General features: G+C 60.4%; 14 protein-coding genes. 8 read left to right on the forward strand and 6 right to left on the reverse strand.

Translation table 11 applies throughout. From position 1 onward, the window contains the following. Nucleotides 1-25: 25 nt before the first annotated feature. Nucleotides 26-1,024, forward strand: coding sequence for an RNA polymerase sigma factor RpoS (gene rpoS / locus SSARUM2_RS03600; RefSeq protein ID WP_004932578.1), 999 nt, complete (start codon nucleotides 26-28; stop codon nucleotides 1,022-1,024). Nucleotides 1,025-1,103: 79 nt separating this feature from the next. On the opposite strand, the gene mutS is transcribed toward rpoS, so the two are convergent. Further along, entirely contained in the window at nucleotides 1,104-3,659 is a 2,556-nt protein-coding gene (gene mutS / locus SSARUM2_RS03605) for a DNA mismatch repair protein MutS (RefSeq protein ID WP_060439187.1), read from the reverse strand. A 392-nt stretch (nucleotides 3,660-4,051) separates the two neighbouring features. Here mutS and SSARUM2_RS03610 point away from each other — a divergent pair, with 392 nt between their 5' ends. Next, the gene (locus SSARUM2_RS03610; RefSeq protein ID WP_162846236.1) at nucleotides 4,052-4,219 is read left to right on the forward strand and encodes a hypothetical protein; all 168 of its coding nucleotides are present in this window, start codon (nucleotides 4,052-4,054) and stop codon (nucleotides 4,217-4,219) included. Here SSARUM2_RS03610 and SSARUM2_RS03615 read toward each other — a convergent pair. From SSARUM2_RS03615 to SSARUM2_RS03630, 4 genes are all read right to left on the reverse strand, one after another. Next, nucleotides 4,216-4,833: a Fic family protein gene (locus tag SSARUM2_RS03615; protein ID WP_041033331.1), complete on the reverse strand. Its 618-nt coding sequence runs from the start codon at nucleotides 4,831-4,833 to the stop codon at nucleotides 4,216-4,218. The two genes, SSARUM2_RS03610 and SSARUM2_RS03615, sit on opposite strands and share 4 nt — an antisense overlap. Before the next feature lie 196 nt (nucleotides 4,834-5,029). Further along, nucleotides 5,030-6,022, reverse strand: a complete 993-nt coding sequence (locus tag SSARUM2_RS03620; protein WP_223915604.1) for a hypothetical protein — start codon at nucleotides 6,020-6,022, stop codon at nucleotides 5,030-5,032. 29 nt (nucleotides 6,023-6,051) lie between these two features. Beyond that, complete coding sequence (locus SSARUM2_RS03625) at nucleotides 6,052-7,023, reverse strand: aldo/keto reductase (RefSeq protein ID WP_041033335.1); 972 nt, start codon at nucleotides 7,021-7,023, stop codon at nucleotides 6,052-6,054. A 12-nt stretch (nucleotides 7,024-7,035) separates the two neighbouring features. Next, nucleotides 7,036-7,773 carry an SDR family oxidoreductase gene (locus SSARUM2_RS03630; RefSeq protein WP_325984683.1) on the reverse strand — a complete coding sequence of 246 codons (738 nt, stop codon included), beginning with the start codon at nucleotides 7,771-7,773 and terminating at the stop codon, nucleotides 7,036-7,038. A gap of 169 nt (nucleotides 7,774-7,942) precedes the next feature. Here SSARUM2_RS03630 and SSARUM2_RS03635 point away from each other — a divergent pair, with 169 nt between their 5' ends. The 6 genes from SSARUM2_RS03635 (at nucleotide 7,943) to chbG (ending at nucleotide 14,148) form a co-directional block, all read left to right on the forward strand. Next, on the forward strand, nucleotides 7,943-8,836 hold the full coding sequence (locus SSARUM2_RS03635; protein ID WP_041033336.1) for a LysR family transcriptional regulator: 894 nt from the start codon (nucleotides 7,943-7,945) through the stop codon (nucleotides 8,834-8,836). A 417-nt stretch (nucleotides 8,837-9,253) separates the two neighbouring features. Continuing rightward, on the forward strand, nucleotides 9,254-9,571 hold the full coding sequence (locus tag SSARUM2_RS03640; RefSeq protein WP_004932561.1) for a PTS sugar transporter subunit IIB: 318 nt from the start codon (nucleotides 9,254-9,256) through the stop codon (nucleotides 9,569-9,571). Between the two features lie 12 nt (nucleotides 9,572-9,583). Further along, nucleotides 9,584-10,945: a PTS N,N'-diacetylchitobiose transporter subunit IIC gene (chbC, locus tag SSARUM2_RS03645; protein ID WP_004932557.1), complete on the forward strand. Its 1,362-nt coding sequence runs from the start codon at nucleotides 9,584-9,586 to the stop codon at nucleotides 10,943-10,945. A gap of 43 nt (nucleotides 10,946-10,988) precedes the next feature. Continuing rightward, nucleotides 10,989-12,374, forward strand: a complete 1,386-nt coding sequence (locus SSARUM2_RS03650; protein WP_060426888.1) for a glycoside hydrolase family 1 protein — start codon at nucleotides 10,989-10,991, stop codon at nucleotides 12,372-12,374. A 15-nt stretch (nucleotides 12,375-12,389) separates the two neighbouring features. Continuing rightward, entirely contained in the window at nucleotides 12,390-13,238 is an 849-nt protein-coding gene (gene chbR / locus SSARUM2_RS03655) for a transcriptional regulator ChbR (protein ID WP_033637170.1), read from the forward strand. 148 nt (nucleotides 13,239-13,386) lie between these two features. Beyond that, nucleotides 13,387-14,148, forward strand: coding sequence for a chitin disaccharide deacetylase (chbG, locus tag SSARUM2_RS03660; protein ID WP_043148122.1), 762 nt, complete (start codon nucleotides 13,387-13,389; stop codon nucleotides 14,146-14,148). Nucleotides 14,149-14,159: 11 nt separating this feature from the next. Here chbG and SSARUM2_RS03665 read toward each other — a convergent pair whose 3' ends face one another. Then, the gene (locus tag SSARUM2_RS03665; protein ID WP_049213106.1) at nucleotides 14,160-15,539 is read right to left on the reverse strand and encodes an MFS transporter; all 1,380 of its coding nucleotides are present in this window, start codon (nucleotides 15,537-15,539) and stop codon (nucleotides 14,160-14,162) included. Nucleotides 15,540-15,710 lie beyond the last annotated feature (171 nt).

Consider the following 15,710-nt stretch of genomic DNA (forward strand, 5'->3'; position numbering starts at 1 on the left):
GCGGTATCACGGGTAGGAGCAGCATATGAGCCAAAATACGCTGAAAGTTAACGAGTTACATGATGATGCGGATTTCGACGAGAATGGAGCTGAGGCCGAGTCGTTTGATGAAAAAGCGCTGGTAGAAGAAGAGACCAGTGAGAACGATTTAGCGGAAGAAGAGCTGTTGTCTCAAGGCGTTACGCAACGCGTATTGGATGCGACGCAGCTCTATCTGGGTGAGATCGGTTATTCACCTCTGCTGACCGCAGAGGAAGAAGTCTATTTTGCGCGGCGTGCTCTGCGCGGTGACGTGCCGTCCCGCCGCCGCATGATTGAAAGCAACCTGCGGCTGGTGGTGAAAATCGCCCGCCGCTACAGCAACCGCGGTCTGGCGCTGCTGGATCTGATCGAAGAGGGTAACCTCGGTCTGATTCGCGCAGTGGAAAAATTCGACCCGGAACGCGGTTTCCGCTTCTCCACTTACGCAACCTGGTGGATCCGTCAGACGATTGAACGGGCGATCATGAACCAAACCCGTACCATTCGTTTGCCTATCCATATCGTCAAAGAACTGAATGTCTATCTGCGCACCGCGCGCGAGCTTTCCCACAAGCTGGATCATGAACCGAGCGCTGAAGAGATTGCCGAGCAACTCGACAAGCCGGTGGATGACGTCAGCCGCATGCTGCGTCTGAATGAGCGCATCACCTCGGTGGATACGCCGCTGGGCGGGGATTCGGAGAAAGCGCTGCTGGACATTCTGGCCGACGAGAAGGACAACGGGCCTGAAGACACCACGCAAGACGACGATATGAAGCAAAGCATCGTCAAATGGCTATTCGAACTGAACGCCAAACAGCGTGAAGTGTTGGCGCGTCGTTTCGGCCTGCTGGGCTATGAAGCGGCGACGCTGGAAGACGTAGGCCGGGAGATTGGCCTGACGCGCGAGCGCGTCCGTCAGATTCAGGTTGAAGGTCTGCGCCGTCTGCGTGAGATTCTGCAGATGCAGGGCCTGAGCATTGAGGCGCTGTTCCGCGAATAACGCCGGTTGTTGAACCGCATCAAATAAAAACGGTGAGCGTCATGCTCACCGTTTTTTTATGCTCGCGTTTGGCGCCAGACTACACCATATTTTTCAGCCGGTAGATCCATTCCAGCGCCTGGCGCGGCGACAGGGAATCCGGATCCAGCGCTTCCAGGGCTTCAACCGCCGGCGAGGTTTCTTCCTGCAGCAGCGTCATCTGGGTGGCATCGACGCTGCCCGATGCGGTGTGGCTGGAGATAGACTCCAGCTCGCGCAGCTTCTGGCGGGCGCGCTTGATGACGTCGCGCGGTACGCCGGCCAATGCGGCGACCGCCAGGCCATAGCTTTTGCTGGCGGCACCGTCCTGCACGCTGTGCATGAAGGCGATGGTATCGCCATGTTCGAGCGCGTCCAGATGCACGTTAACCACGCCTTCCATTTTCTCCGGCAGGGTCGTCAGCTCGAAGTAGTGGGTGGCGAACAGCGTCATCGCCTTGATGCGGTTGGCCAGGTTCTCGGCGCAGGCCCAGGCCAGCGACAGGCCGTCGTAGGTGGAGGTGCCGCGGCCGATTTCATCCATCAACACCAGACTGTGCTCGGTGGCGTTGTGCAGGATGTTGGCGGTTTCGGTCATCTCCACCATGAAGGTGGAGCGGCCGGAAGCCAGATCGTCCGCCGCGCCGACGCGGGTGAAGATGCGATCCACCGGGCCGATGGTGGCCTTGGTGGCCGGCACGTAACTGCCGATGTGCGCCATCAGCACGATCAGCGCCGTTTGCCGCATATAAGTGCTTTTACCGCCCATGTTCGGGCCGGTAATGATCAGCATACGGCGCTGTGGCGACAGGGTGAGCGGGTTGGAGATAAACGGTTCGCTCAGCACCTGCTCCACCACCGGGTGACGGCCTTCGGTAATGCGGATCCCCGGCTGCTCGCTCATGGTCGGGCAAGCGTAGTTCAGGGTATCGGCGCGCTCGGCCAGGTTGGCCAGCACGTCCAGCTCGGCCAGTGCGGCGGCGCTTTGCTGCAGCTCCGCCAGGTGCGGCAGCAGCAGATCGAACAGCTCGTCGTATAGGCTTTTCTCGATCGCTAGCGCCTTGCCCTTGGAGGTGAGCACTTTGTCTTCGTACTCTTTCAATTCCGGGATGATGTAGCGCTCGGCGTTTTTCAGCGTCTGACGGCGCACATAGTGGATCGGCACCAGGTGGCTTTGGCCGCGGCTGACCTGAATGTAGTAGCCGTGTACGCCGTTGAAGCCGACCTTGAGCGTATCCAGCCCCAGCTTTTCACGCTCGCGGATCTCCAGCCGATCGAGGTAATCGCTGGCGCCGTCGGCCAGTGCGCGCCACTCGTCCAGCTCGCTGTTGTAACCGGGAGCGATCACGCCGCCGTCGCGCACCAGCACCGGTGGGGATTCAATGACCGCGCGTTCCAGCAGCTCGCGCAGCTCGTCGAACTGGCCCACCTGAGACAGCAGCTGCTGCACGTGCGGGGTATCCACATCTTGCAGCAGCGCGCGGATGTCCGGCAGTTGCTGGAAAGCATGGCGCATGCGCGCCAGATCGCGCGGCCGGGCGGTGCGCAGCGCCAGACGCGCCAAAATTCGCTCCTGATCGCCCACCTGACGCAGCGAAGGCTGCAGATCGGTGAACAGCTCCTGCAATGCGCCGATCGCCTGTTGGCGGGCGGTGAGAACCTTGATATCGCGGGTCGGCATGTGCAGCCAGCGTTTCAGCATGCGGCTGCCCATCGGCGTGACCGTGCGATCGAGGATCGCCGCCAGCGTGTTGTCGTTGCCGCCGGACAGGCTCTGCGTCAGTTCCAGGTTGCGGCGGGTGGCGGCGTCCATGATGATGCCGTCCTGCTGGCGCTCCATGGTGATGCCGCGAATGTGCGGCAGCGAAGTGCGCTGAGTATCTTTGACGTACTGCAGCAGGCAGCCGGCGGCGCGCAGCGCCTGGTGCGCTTGCTCGACGCCGAAACCGGTCAAATCGCGGGTGCCGAACTGTAGATTGAGCTGCTGACGCGCGGTCTCAAGCTCGAATTCCCACAGCGGGCGGCGGCGCAGGCCGTGGCGCTGTTCGATCAGCGCCATTTGTTCGAAGGTTTCCGGGTAGAGCAGCTCGGCCGGATTGGTGCGCTGCAGCTCGGCGGCCATGGTTTCCAGATCCTGCGGCTCGGCGACGCGAAAGCGGCCGGAGCTCACGTCCAGCGTGGCGTAGCCGAAGCCGCGCGCGTCCTGCCAGATCGCCGCCAGCAGGTTGTCCTGGCGCTCTTGCAGCAGCGCTTCGTCGGTGATGGTGCCGGGCGTGACGATACGCACCACTTTGCGCTCGACCGGCCCTTTACTGGTGGCCGGATCGCCGATCTGCTCGCAGATGGCGACGGACTCGCCGAGCTGCACCAGCTTGGCCAGGTAGTTCTCTACCGCGTGGTGCGGCACGCCGGCCATCGGGATCGGTTCACCCGCCGAGGCACCGCGTTTGGTCAGCGAGATATCCAGCAGCTGGGAAGCGCGCTTGGCGTCGTCGTAAAACAGCTCGTAGAAGTCGCCCATGCGGTAGAACAGCAGGATTTCAGGATGCTGGGCCTTGAGGCGCAGGTACTGCTGCATCATCGGCGTATGCGAATCGAGTTTATCGGTGCTATTCATGCGATTATTTTTCCAATCCATTGAATGTAAAGGGAACTGTGATTTTCATTGTCGTCATTCGCTATCACATTGTTTCAGCAGGCGCCGCCCCATTCAGCGCTTGGCGGGCGGCGCAAATCAAATCATCAAAACGCCAAACGGCGCGCTCAAACCCGAGGTTTGCACAGACGCTTATACTAGCCCAGCGGGCAATCGGCTGTCACAGGTAAAAATGGGAAGCGCTGCGCAAGGAGGAGTTGTAACGAAGCGAGATTGTCGTTCGCCTGCGGGCAACAACGCAAGTCGCCGCCCGCTGAGGCGGCGTGGAGTTTATTGCGCGGCGGTGAGGGGCATGAAGTTATGTACAATCCTTGGTATAATCTCATCAATGAATTTTCTGATCGGGGGGCGTCATGAGTAATACTAAGAAAGTGCCGGTGGGTTATGTTAAGCCATCTCGTACGGACATTGCCCGCTCAGTGGCGACATCAACGGCGGTTGAAACAGGTCAACCTTCAGCCAGAATTGAAGCTTCTTTAGAAGAAGTGCGTAAAAAATTCGCTCATCTGCGCCTTGCCTAATACTTTCTTAGTGCTTGGTTGACCCAGTGTTTCATCGGCTCGTAGTTCATGTTCATACCCGAGTGAATAGCCGAGATATATTGGGCTCTGTTTTGTTCCCAGCTTTGATAATCCAACGGTTTATGCCCACCCTGAACCGCCATCACATCGGCCAGCAGCCGTGACAAACGGCCATTCCCTTCTCTAAAAGGGTGTATGAGTATCAGTTCAACATGGATTATCGCGATCGCTTCTATCAGCTGTTCTTCGCTCATGTCTGAGCAAGGTGTGTAACTTGCCAGGTATTTCACTTCGAAATCGTCCAGTAGTTTGGGCAATCGCGTCGAAGGGGCAAACATGAAGCCTCCTTTGCTGATATTGACGGTTCTTGCTTGTCCAGCCCACGCATAAATATTGCCTAACCAGCGGTGATGCCATCCCTTAAGCATCTCGACGGTGATTTTTCCTAATGGAAAGTGCTGTTCGAAAACGGAACGGTAGAGCTGCTCCAGCAACACCAACTCGGCGCCGTCGAGTTCGTCGCTATCGGTGATGCCCAGCTTATTGGCTAGAACTTGCTCGCCGGATTCTTTCTCATATTGACCTTCGCTGCTGGAAACATGGTATCGGCTCATGAATACGCTCGATGATAATGAGGTGGGGGATAAGGCAAGTATAATCAGCGATGTGTAGTGGAATAATTTAATTAAAATCAGTTTGTTAAGTTAGAATTAATCATAGTTCTGATTAATACCATCGAAATAAATATTTTCAATTCATTGGATGTTAACGGTACAACGCAAGTCGCCGCCCGCTGAGGCGGCGTGGAGTTTATTGCGCGGCGGTGAGGGGCAGGGGCAGTTGATAGAGACGGAAGCTGTCGGGCACTTCGGATTCATGGCCGGGCAGCAGGCGGTGGCGAATGCGCGATTCGCTGACGAAGGCGCAGCCTTGTGGGGTGATAGTCAGATTGACCGGCGATTCCATGCCTTCGCGCAAGACCTCAATCCGGTGCATGCCTGCCGCCTTGGGAGACGGGATCCGCAGGATCCGCCCCTTGCCGCTCTGGATCCCGTTTTCCAGCACGATCAGCGCGCCGTCCGGTGCCAACCCCATCCCGTCCGGGTTTTCAATCAGGCGCGGCAGCTGCATTTCCGTCAGCTGCGGCTTTGGATCGTTATAGCGGAAGGTGTAGAGCTTACCGGTGCCGAAATTGGCGACAGCCAGCAGCCGGTCGTCGAGCAGCACGATCCCGGCGGCGCCCAGCCCGCTGGGCGCCGCTAAGCGTGGATCCTGATACAGCGTACTGAATGCCGCTTCGCCCGGCCGCAGGCGCAGGATGCCGCCGCCGCGGGTTTCCGTCACGTACACCGTACCGTCTGCGCCGAGCACGATATCGTTGCCCATTTCTCCCGCCGGCAGCGCCAGGCTGCGGTTGAGCGTGCCATCCGCGACGTTCAGCGCGTAGATGCGGTTGGCGCGCGTTTTGCCGCCGGAGAGGAAGTCCGGCGAATTGCCCCACAGCAGCCCGCGCCGTTCGTCCAGCCGCAGCGCGTTTGAGGCGAACACCGTGTCAGCGCCGGGGAAAAAGGTTTCCCACGCTTTACCCGGCCGTTTGCGCAGCACGTTGCCGCTGGTGATCAGGCCGACATACAGCGTGCCGTCCGCCGCGCGGGCGATGCCGTTGGGGTAAAGCGCGCCGGGCGGCAGCGTCATACTGCTTTCCGTACAGTGTGCATCGACGGCGGCCTGCGCCGGCGTGCTGAGGGTGAGTGCAGTAGCGAGGGTGAATAACGCCGCTCGCGCGGTCACAGCGTATGCCATGTCTTTCTCCTGGAATGAAGGAAAAGGGGCTACCAACGTTCGGGGCGGGCAGCGTGCGCCATTGGCGCCTCCAGCGCGGCCACGTCTTCCGGCGATAGCCTGAGGTCTAGCGCCGCCAGTGCATCCTGCAGATGGTGTGGCTTGGACATGCCCACCAGCGGCGATGCCACGCCGGGTTTGGCCAACAGCCAGGCCAGCGCGATTTGCGCCGGGGGAACGCCGCGCGCGGCCGCCACCTCCGCTACCGCAGCGACGGTGCGTTCGACCTCGTTTCTGCCGCCGTACCAACGGGGAGCCTGCTCGTCGGTGGCGGCGCGCAGCGTGCCGCCACTGCCGGAGCCGGCCAGCACGCCGCGGGCCAGCGGCGACCAGGGCGTCAGGCCAAGACCTTCCTCCAGGCACAGCGGGATCAGTTCCTCTTCGTCTTCACGCGTCACCAGGTTGTATTGGCTTTGCAACGAAATAAACGGCGCCAGGCGGTGCTGACGTTGAAAGGCCAGCATTTTCATCAGGCGCCAGGCGTGCAGTGAAGACGCGCCGAGATAGCGGATCTTGCCCGCCCGCACCAGGCCATCGAGGGTGTCGGCAGTTTCTTCGATCGGCGTTTCGGTGTCGAAGCGGTGCAGCACGAACAGATCGAGGTAATCCGTTCCCAACCGCTGCAAGGAGGCGTCAATGCTGTGCAGCAGGTGCTTGCGCGACAGCCCCCGGCTGTTCGGCTGCGCGTCCATCGGAAAGTAGGCCTTGGTGGCGATCACCACGTCTTCTCGACGGGCGAACGCCTTCAGCGCGCGGCCGAGAATGCGTTCGCTTTCTCCGTCGGAGTAAATGTTGGCGGTATCGAAGAAATTGATGCCCGCTTCCAGCGCCTCGCGGATAAAGGGGCGCGCTTCATCCTCCTTCAGCACCCAGGGGCGCCAGGCCGGATCGCCGTAGGTCATGCCGCCCAGGCAGAGGCGGGACACCTTCAGGCCGCTGTCGCCAAGCCGAACGTAGTTCATGGCGTCGTCTCCTCAGCGCATGCCGGCGATGGTGTAACCGCCGTCCACCAGCAGGCTTTGGCCGGTGATGAAGCGGGCTTCGTCCGTCGCCAGCCACAGCGCCACATCGCCGATGTCTTCCGATTCGCCCAGGCGGCCGGCGGGCGTGTGGGCGATAAAGGGCGCGAACGCCGCGCTGTTGGCCACGCTGCCGCGCGCCATCGGCGTGTCGATGATGCCGGGGTTGATGTTGTTGACACGGATGCCCTGGCCGCTGTATTCGAGCGCCACCGCGCGGATCATCGCATCGAGCGCGCCTTTGCTGGCGGAGTAGCTGGATGAACCGGCCAGCGCGCCGTGGGTCAGCCAGGAGGAGGTGTTAACGATCACGCCGCCCGAGCGCTGAGCCAGGAAGGTTTCAATCTCGTATTTCATCGCCAGCCAGACGCCTCTGAGGTTAATGGCGATCACCCGGTCAAAATCCTCGCTGCTCTGTTCGGTGATGGGAGCGAAGTTGCCGATGATGCCGGCGTTATTGAAGGCGACGTCGAGCCGGCCGTAGTGGGCGGTCACCGTGGCGAGCAGCCTGCGGATGTCGTTTTCCTGGGATACGTCGGCCACGATGGGCAGGGCGTCGCCGCCGGCGAGCGCGATGTCGCGCGCCGTGGCTTCGATTTCCGCCGCGCGTCGGCCGGCCAGCGCCACTTTGGCGCCTTCGCGGGCATAGGCCAGCGCGGCGGCGCGGCCGATGCCTGTGCCGCCGCCGCTCACCAGCACGACTTTGTCCGCCAGACGGCGCGGCGTTTCATGAGTTGGAGCTGTAGCATTAATCATCGCATCGATACCTGGTAATGGGTTCGATCGTAATGCTATGTTGTTAGATAACGGATAACTATCCGCTAAAAATTCATCTCACTATTAGATAATTTATATTAATAGCATGAAGAAACCCGAATTGTCCGGACTGGCGGCCTTCGTGGCTATCGCCAGTGAACGCAGCTTCCGCCGCGCCGCCGCCCGATTGGGCGTGACGCCGCCGACGCTGACCCACACCCTGCGCGAACTGGAAGCGCAGGTGGGCATTCGCCTGCTGAACCGCACCACCCGCAACGTTTCGCCGACGGAGGCCGGTGAGCATCTGTTGGCACAGCTGGTGCCGGCCTTTACCGACATCGACGCCGCGCTGGAGAGCCTGAATGCGTTTCGCGAAGGGCCGCGCGGCCTGGTGCGCATCAACGCGCCGCGTTCGGCGATCGATCTCGCCATCGTGCCGCATCTGGGGCGGTTGGCCAGCGAATATCCCGGCATTACGCTGGAGGTGGTGGCGGACGAAGGGTTCGCCAACATCGTCGAGCAAGGCTTTGACGCCGGTATTCGGCTCGGCGAGGATCTGCACAACGATATGCGCGCGGTGCGTCTGACGCCGGATCTGCGTTTTGCCATCGTCGCCACGCCGGGCTATTTTCAACGGCACGGCGAACCGATGCACCCGCAGGATTTGCTGCAGCACCGCTGCATCGGTTGGCGCAAGGCCTCTTCGGGCGAGCGCTACAAGTGGGCGTTTCAGCAGGGCGAGCAGCGATTTACCGTGGCGGTTAACAGCTCGCTGATCGTGGATGACGCCAGGCTGCTGCTGCAGGCGGCGCTGGCGCACGTCGGCATCGCCTTCGCCATCGAGCAGGAGGTGGAAGATCATCTTGCGAGCGGGCGGCTGCGGCGAGTGTTGGCCGACTGGTGCGCGCCGTTTCCCGGTTTTTACCTCTATTACCCCAACCGCAGGAACCATTCCGTGGCGCTGGCCACGGTGATCGAGTTGCTGCGTCTGCCCACCTAATCCTCTTCGCCTGCCATCGCGTTCGGAGAGCAGCAGGCGAATCAAGCTTGAACTATTTTTATTCCCTTTTCGTTTGTTCAGGTGCAAATAAACCCTTAAATTCTCGGCGTGTTTATAACTGTCTGTTTATAATTGTTATTTGAGTGTTTATTGCGAATATTCTGAGTTTATATCGGTTATTTGAGAGCCCGGTCACACTATTTTTTTATGCGAAATGTGAAGGGGGTCAAGCCATCAGGTCAAGGAGAGACGGTTATTCTCTCCCCTGGCTTACCGATCCGTTTTTCATGCTCCGTATACTGTCTGCAACCAGGGCAACGTGACGGAAATTTTCATAAGGAATGTGCGTGAAGCAATCGTGATTGCATCTGGCATACAAATAACACGGGGTTTTTTTGATTATCTGAGGTGCTTGGTATGGAAAAGAAAAAAATCTATCTGTTTTGTTCTGCCGGTATGTCCACTTCCCTGTTGGTTTCAAAAATGAAGGCGCAGGCCGAGAAATACGAAGTGCCGGTGATCATCGCCGCCTACCCGGAAGCGCTGGCTGCGGAGAAAGGCGTTGAAGCGGATCTGATCCTGCTGGGGCCGCAGATTGCCTACACCTTGCCGGAAGTGCAAAAACAGCTGCCCAACAAACCCGTTGAAGTCATCGATCCGCTGCTGTACGGCAAGGTCGATGGGCTGGGCGTGCTGAAGGCCGCGGTGGCCGCCATCAAGAAAGCCAACCAATAACAGGAGGCCGCCGTGAATACCCTCATTGCCTCGCTCGAGAAGGTTATCCTGCCTTTCGCCGTAAAAATCGGCAAGCAGCCCCACGTCAACGCCATCAAGAACGGCTTTATCCGCCTGATGCCGCTGACCTTGACCGGGGCGATGTTCGTGTTGATCAACAACGTGTTCCTAAGCTTCGGCGAAGGATCGTTCTTCTATTCGCTGGGCGTGCGCCTGGATGCCTCCACCATCGAGACGCTCAATAGCCTGAAGAGCATCGGCGGCAGCGTGTACAACGGCACGCTGGGGATCATGTCCCTGATGACGCCGTTCTTTATCAGCATGGCGTTGGCCGAAGAGCGCAAGGTCGATCCGCTCGCCTCGGCGCTGCTGGCGGTGGCGGCCTTTATGACCGTCACGCCGTTCAACGTCGGCGAGGCCTATGCGGTGGGCGCCAACTGGCTGGGCGGCGCCAACATCATTTCCGGTATGGTGATCGGGCTGGTGGTGGCCGAGATGTTTGCTTTCATCGTGCGGCGCAACTGGGTGATCAGCCTGCCGGACAGCGTGCCGGCTTCGGTGTCGCGCTCCTTCTCGGCGCTGATCCCCGGTTTCATCATCCTCTCCATCATGGGGCTGGTGGCGTTCGCGCTGGCGCACTGGGGCACCAACTTCCACCAGATCATCATGGACGGCATTTCGGCACCGCTGGCCAAGATGGGCAGCGTGGTGGGCTGGGTGTACGTGCTGTTCTCCTCGCTGCTGTGGTTCTTTGGGGTGCACGGCTCCATGGCGCTGGCGGCGCTGGACAGCGGCATCATGACGCCGTTCGCGCTGGAAAACGTGGAGCTGTACAACAAATACGGTTCGGTCGAAGCGGCGGTGGCCGCCGGGAAAGAGTTCCACATGTGGGCGAAGCCGTTCGTCGACTCCTACATTTACCTCGGCGGCACCGGCTCGACGCTGGGCCTGATCATCGCCATCTTCATCGCCTCGCGCCGCGAGGATTACCGCCAGGTCGCCAAGCTGGCGACGCCGTCTGGCATTTTTCAGATCAACGAACCGATTCTGTTCGGCCTGCCGGTGATCATGAACCCGGTGATGTTCATTCCGTTCATCCTGGTGCAGCCGGTGCTGACCATTATCACCTCGCTGGCTTATTACTCCGGGCTGATCCCGCCTATCACCAACATCGCGCCCTGGACCATGCCGGTCGGCCTGGGGGCGTTCTTCAACACCAACGGCAGCATCATGGCCATGTTGTTGAGCCTGTTTAACCTGGCGGTCGCCACCGTGATTTATCTGCCGTTCGTGGCGATCTCCAACAAGGCGCAGAGCCAGATCGACGCGGCGACGGAAAGCGAAGAAGACATCGCCAAGGCGCTGAAATTCTAACTGTGGAACGGGGCGGCGCGGCCGCCCTGCAAGGGACGCGAGTATGGAATATCAATTTGCCGACGGGTTCTGGTGGGGGAGCGCCACCTCCGCGCCGCAGTCTGAAGGGGCGGCCGCGCGCGACGGCAAGAGCCGCAACATCTTCGACTATTGGTACGAGATCGCGCCCGAGCGCTTTCACGATCGGGTGGGGCCGGCCGAGGCCTCGACCTTTTACGACCATTTCCGCGCCGATATCGGGCTGCTCAAAACGCTGGGCCACAATACCTTCAGAACGTCTATCTCGTGGTCGCGGCTGATCCCGGACGGTGACGGCGAGGTGAACCCGCAGGCGGTGGCGTTCTATAACGCGATGATCGACGAGCTGCTGGCGCAGGGCATCACCCCGTTTATCAATCTCTACCACTTCGATATGCCGCTGTGCATGCAGCAGCGCGGCGGCTGGGAAAGCCGGGCGGTGGTCGAAGCCTATGCGCGTTACGCCGATATCTGCTTCGGCCTGTTTGGCGATCGGGTCACCCACTGGTTCACCTTCAACGAGCCGATCGTGCCGGTGGAGGCCGGTTACCTGAATGACCTGCATTACCCTTGCGTGGTGGACTTCAAACGGGCGGTCACCGTGGCGTATCACAGCGTACTGGCGCACGCCATGGCGGTGCAGCGTTTCAGAGCGCGGGAGCTGCCGGGGAGCATCGGCATCATTCTGAATCTGAGCCCGACCTATCCATGTTCCGACGCGCCGGAGGATCGGCAGGCCGCGCACGACGCCGATCTGCTGCTCAACCGCAGTTTCCTCGATCCGGTCGCCAAAGGGCGTTATCCGGCGGCGTTGCTGCAGCTGCTGGAGCGGCATGGGCTGATGCCCCACTGCGAGCCGCAGGATGCGCCGCTGATTGAAGGCGGCGTGGTGGACATCCTCGGCGTCAACTATTACCAACCGCGCAGGGTGCAGGCGAAAGAGGGGCGTCGTGCCGAGGGGCCGATCGCATCGCCGGAGGATTTGTTCAGTTACTATGCAATGCCGGGCCGCAAAATCAATCCGCACCGCGGCTGGGAGATCTACGAAAAGGGGCTGTACGACATCCTGATGGATCTGAAAGAGAACTACGGCAACCTGCCTTGTTATATTTCGGAAAACGGCATGGGCGTTGAGGGCGAAGAGGCGTTTATCGGCGTCGATGGGCGGGTGGAGGACGATTACCGCATCGACTTTATTCGCGAGCACCTGAAGTGGCTGCACCGCGCGCTGGCGGAAGGCTCGCAGTGCAAAGGCTATCATCTGTGGACCTTTATCGACTGCTGGTCCTGGCTGAACGCCTACAAGAATCGTTATGGGCTGGTGCGGCTGGATCGGGCGGATCAGCGCCGCACCATCAAGAAAAGCGGCTACTGGTTTGCCGAGGCGGCCAGACGCAACGGATTTGACTAACGGGAGGCCGGCGCCGTGTCCGACAACCGAATTTCGCTGAGTGCCAACGACGTGAAGCTGATTCGCGAGCAGGATTTTTTTAACTGCAAAGATTTTCACCTGTTTATCTACAACAAGGTGGAAAGCGCCACCGGGCTGCATCAGCACGACTATTACGAGTTCACCATCGTGCTGAGCGGCAAATGCTATCAGGAGATCAACGGCAAGCGGGTGCTGCTGGAGCGCGGGGATTTCGTCTTTATCCCCATCGGCTCCTACCACCAGAGCTTTTACGAGTTCGGCGCGACGAAAATCTTCAACGTGGCGGTCAGCAAAGCGTTCTTTGAAGAGCACTATTTGCAGCAGCTGCCGCGCTGCTTCGTCGCCTCGCAGGCCTACAGCCTGAGAAACGAGTTTTTGGCCTATATCGAATCGGTGGTGAGTTCGCCGCAGTTTCGCGAGGACGACTTCGCCGAATTTCTCGAAACGCTGACCTTCTATGTGATCAGCCGTATTCGTCACCACAAAGAAGAAAACGACGGCGGCGATGATATCCCGCAGTGGCTGAAGAACACCCTGGCCGGCATGCATGACAAGGCGATGTTCGGCGAAAGGGCGTTGGCTAACATGGTGGCGCTGTCGGGGAAAACCCAGGAATATCTGACCCGGGCGATGCGGCGTTACTACCACAAGACGCCGATGCAGGTGATCAATGAGATCCGCATCAACTTCGCCAAGACGCAGCTGGAGGTCACCAACTATTCGGTTTCCGATATCGCTTTCGATTCCGGCTATGGCGATGTCAGCCTGTTCATTAAAAACTTCAAGCGGCTCACCGATGTGACCCCAGGCAACTACCGAAAAAAGTGCTACGGCCCTCTTTAGGGCCGCTCCCGATCAGTATCAACGCCGATATGCCGATGAGCTTCAGGCCGCCGGCCGGTTAATCATTCGATTTTTACCTTAGCGAAGGGGAATGCCGCGCCGGTCGGTCGGGCTTCCCTTGCCAAAAATTCATCCCGCGGGAGCCACTATGGAAAAACTACTGATCGTGAATGCCGATGACTTCGGCCTGAGCAAGGGACAAAACTACGGTGTTATCGAGGCGTATCAGCATGGCGTCGTTTCCTCTACCACGGCGATGGTGAACGGCGGCGGCGCACAGCACGCGGCGGCGCTCAGCCGGCAATATCCGGGGTTACCGATCGGGCTGCATTTCGTTTTGACCCATGGCAGGCCGCTGGGCGCCATGCCTTCGCTGGTCAACGAGCATGGCGAATTGGGTAAATGGCTGTGGCGCCGCGCCGAGGCCGGGGAGCTGCAGCTGGACGAGATCCAGGAGGAGCTGCAGCGCCAGTTCACACGGTTTGTGACGCTGTTCGGCAGGCCGCCGACGCACATCGACAGCCACCACCATGTACATATGCAGCCGCAGATTTACCCGCTGGTGGAGGCGTTTGCGCAGGCGCAGGGTCTGCCGCTGCGCCTCGATCGTGAAGAGGCGAAACGGCGCGATATTGCGTTGCAGACGCCCTGCAGCACCGACGCGTTTGACGCGGGATTCTACGGCGAAACGATTTCCGAAGCCTTGTTCCTGCAGCGGTTGGCGCGCGCTGACGAGCTGGGCGCCGAGTCATTGGAAATGATGTGCCACCCGGCGTTCCTCGACGCGACGATCCTGCAGAGCAAATACTGCCACCCGCGCCTCGTCGAGCTGGATGTGTTGACCGCGCCGACGCTGAAAGCGGCGATCGCCGAACGCGGTTTTCTGCTGGGCTCTTTCCTGGATCTGTAGCTCCGCGCCGTTTACAGCATGGCGTGCGCCTTTTTCAGGCCGGTGTCCTCTTGCGGATCGGCGCCCTGAGGCAAGTGCTCCGTTTCCTGTTCTTCAGGCTGCGGCTCGTCGACATCGGGCGCCGCTTCCGGCGGCGGCATGGTGTCGTGAATGATCTGCTCATCAAAGGTCGGATTGAGCGCCGGCGACAGCGGCGAGCTGGCGAGGCTGTCCGGCAGCGGAATGTGCGGCACCGGCGCGTCCTGCGCCAGCTGCGGTTCCTCCGCTTTCGCCGTGCGGCTGAGGGCCGCCAGCAGCACGCCGCACAGGGCGAAGAAGGCGTACAGGATATTGCCGCCAAGCGGCTCGATCAGCGCGCCGACCGCCAGCGGCCCGATGCTGGCGCCGACGCCGAACGCCATCAGCAGGCAGGCGGCCAGCGAGACGCGACGCTCCGGCTCGATCAGATCGTTGGCCAATGCCACCACCAGCGGGTAGAGCGTAAACTGCAGCATGCTGACGACGAACCCCACCGCCAGCAGCAGCGGGAAATCGATGTGCGGCAGCAGCGCCAGCGGCAGCGCCGCCACGATCAGAAAAATGGCGTTGAGGCGCATCAGCAAGGGGCGGTTATAGCGATCCGACAGCCAACTGAGCGGGAATTGCGCCACCAGCCCGGCGAAGATGGCCAGCGCCATGAACAGGCCGGTTTGCTGCGTGCTTAAGGATTGCAGGCTGGCGTAGACCGGCGCCAGGCCGTAAAACGAACCTACCACCATGCCGATCACCAGCGTGGTGGCCAGCACCTTGGGAATAGCGCCGACAAAGTAACGCAGTTCCATCGGCGCCGGCGACATGTGGCGCGCATTGGTGCGGGTGGTGAGAGCGATCGGCACCAGGCAGAGCGCGAAGCACAGTGCGATCACCAGCAGCGTGGCAATGCCCAGATTGCTTTGCAGCATCAGCACGATCTGGCCCAGAGACATGCCGAGATAGGTCGCCGCCATATAGAAACCGAACACCATGCCGCGCTGGTTGGATTCCGCCTGGTCGTTCAGCCAGCTTTCCAGCACCATGAACTGACACATCATGCACAGCCCGATCACCAGGCGCAGCGCAACCCAGGCGGGAATGAACGCCGTCAGGCCGTGCCCCAGCACCGCGGCGGTAATGATGCCGGCGCAGGCCACGTAGGCGCGGATATGCCCGACGCGGGCGATGAGAAAGTGGCCGACCTTACCGCCGATCACCAACCCGATGTAGTTGGCGGCGATGATGGCGCCGATCAGCGCGCTGCTGACGTGGATGGAGGCCAGCCGCAGTGAGACGTAGGTGGTGAGCAGGCCCGAGCCCAACAGCAGCAGCAGGGTGGTGGTGTACAACGGCAAGAATACGCCCAACGTTTTTTTCACGCTATCGTCCTAATCTCTTCTGGTGCGCCCTGAGGCCGCCGCCGCAGCGTGCCGCCTCCGTGATGTTCCTTGTGCTGGTGCGCCGCCGCTCGCTGGGGCGCTTCTTTTGATACTAGCAGCTTGGCCGGGCGCTTAAAACCGCACCTCCTGCGAGGCGCTGCGCATTTCTGC

The sequence above is a fragment of the Serratia sp. K-E0102 genome (assembly GCF_029962625.1).
GTDB lineage: Bacteria > Pseudomonadota > Gammaproteobacteria > Enterobacterales > Enterobacteriaceae > Serratia > Serratia sarumanii.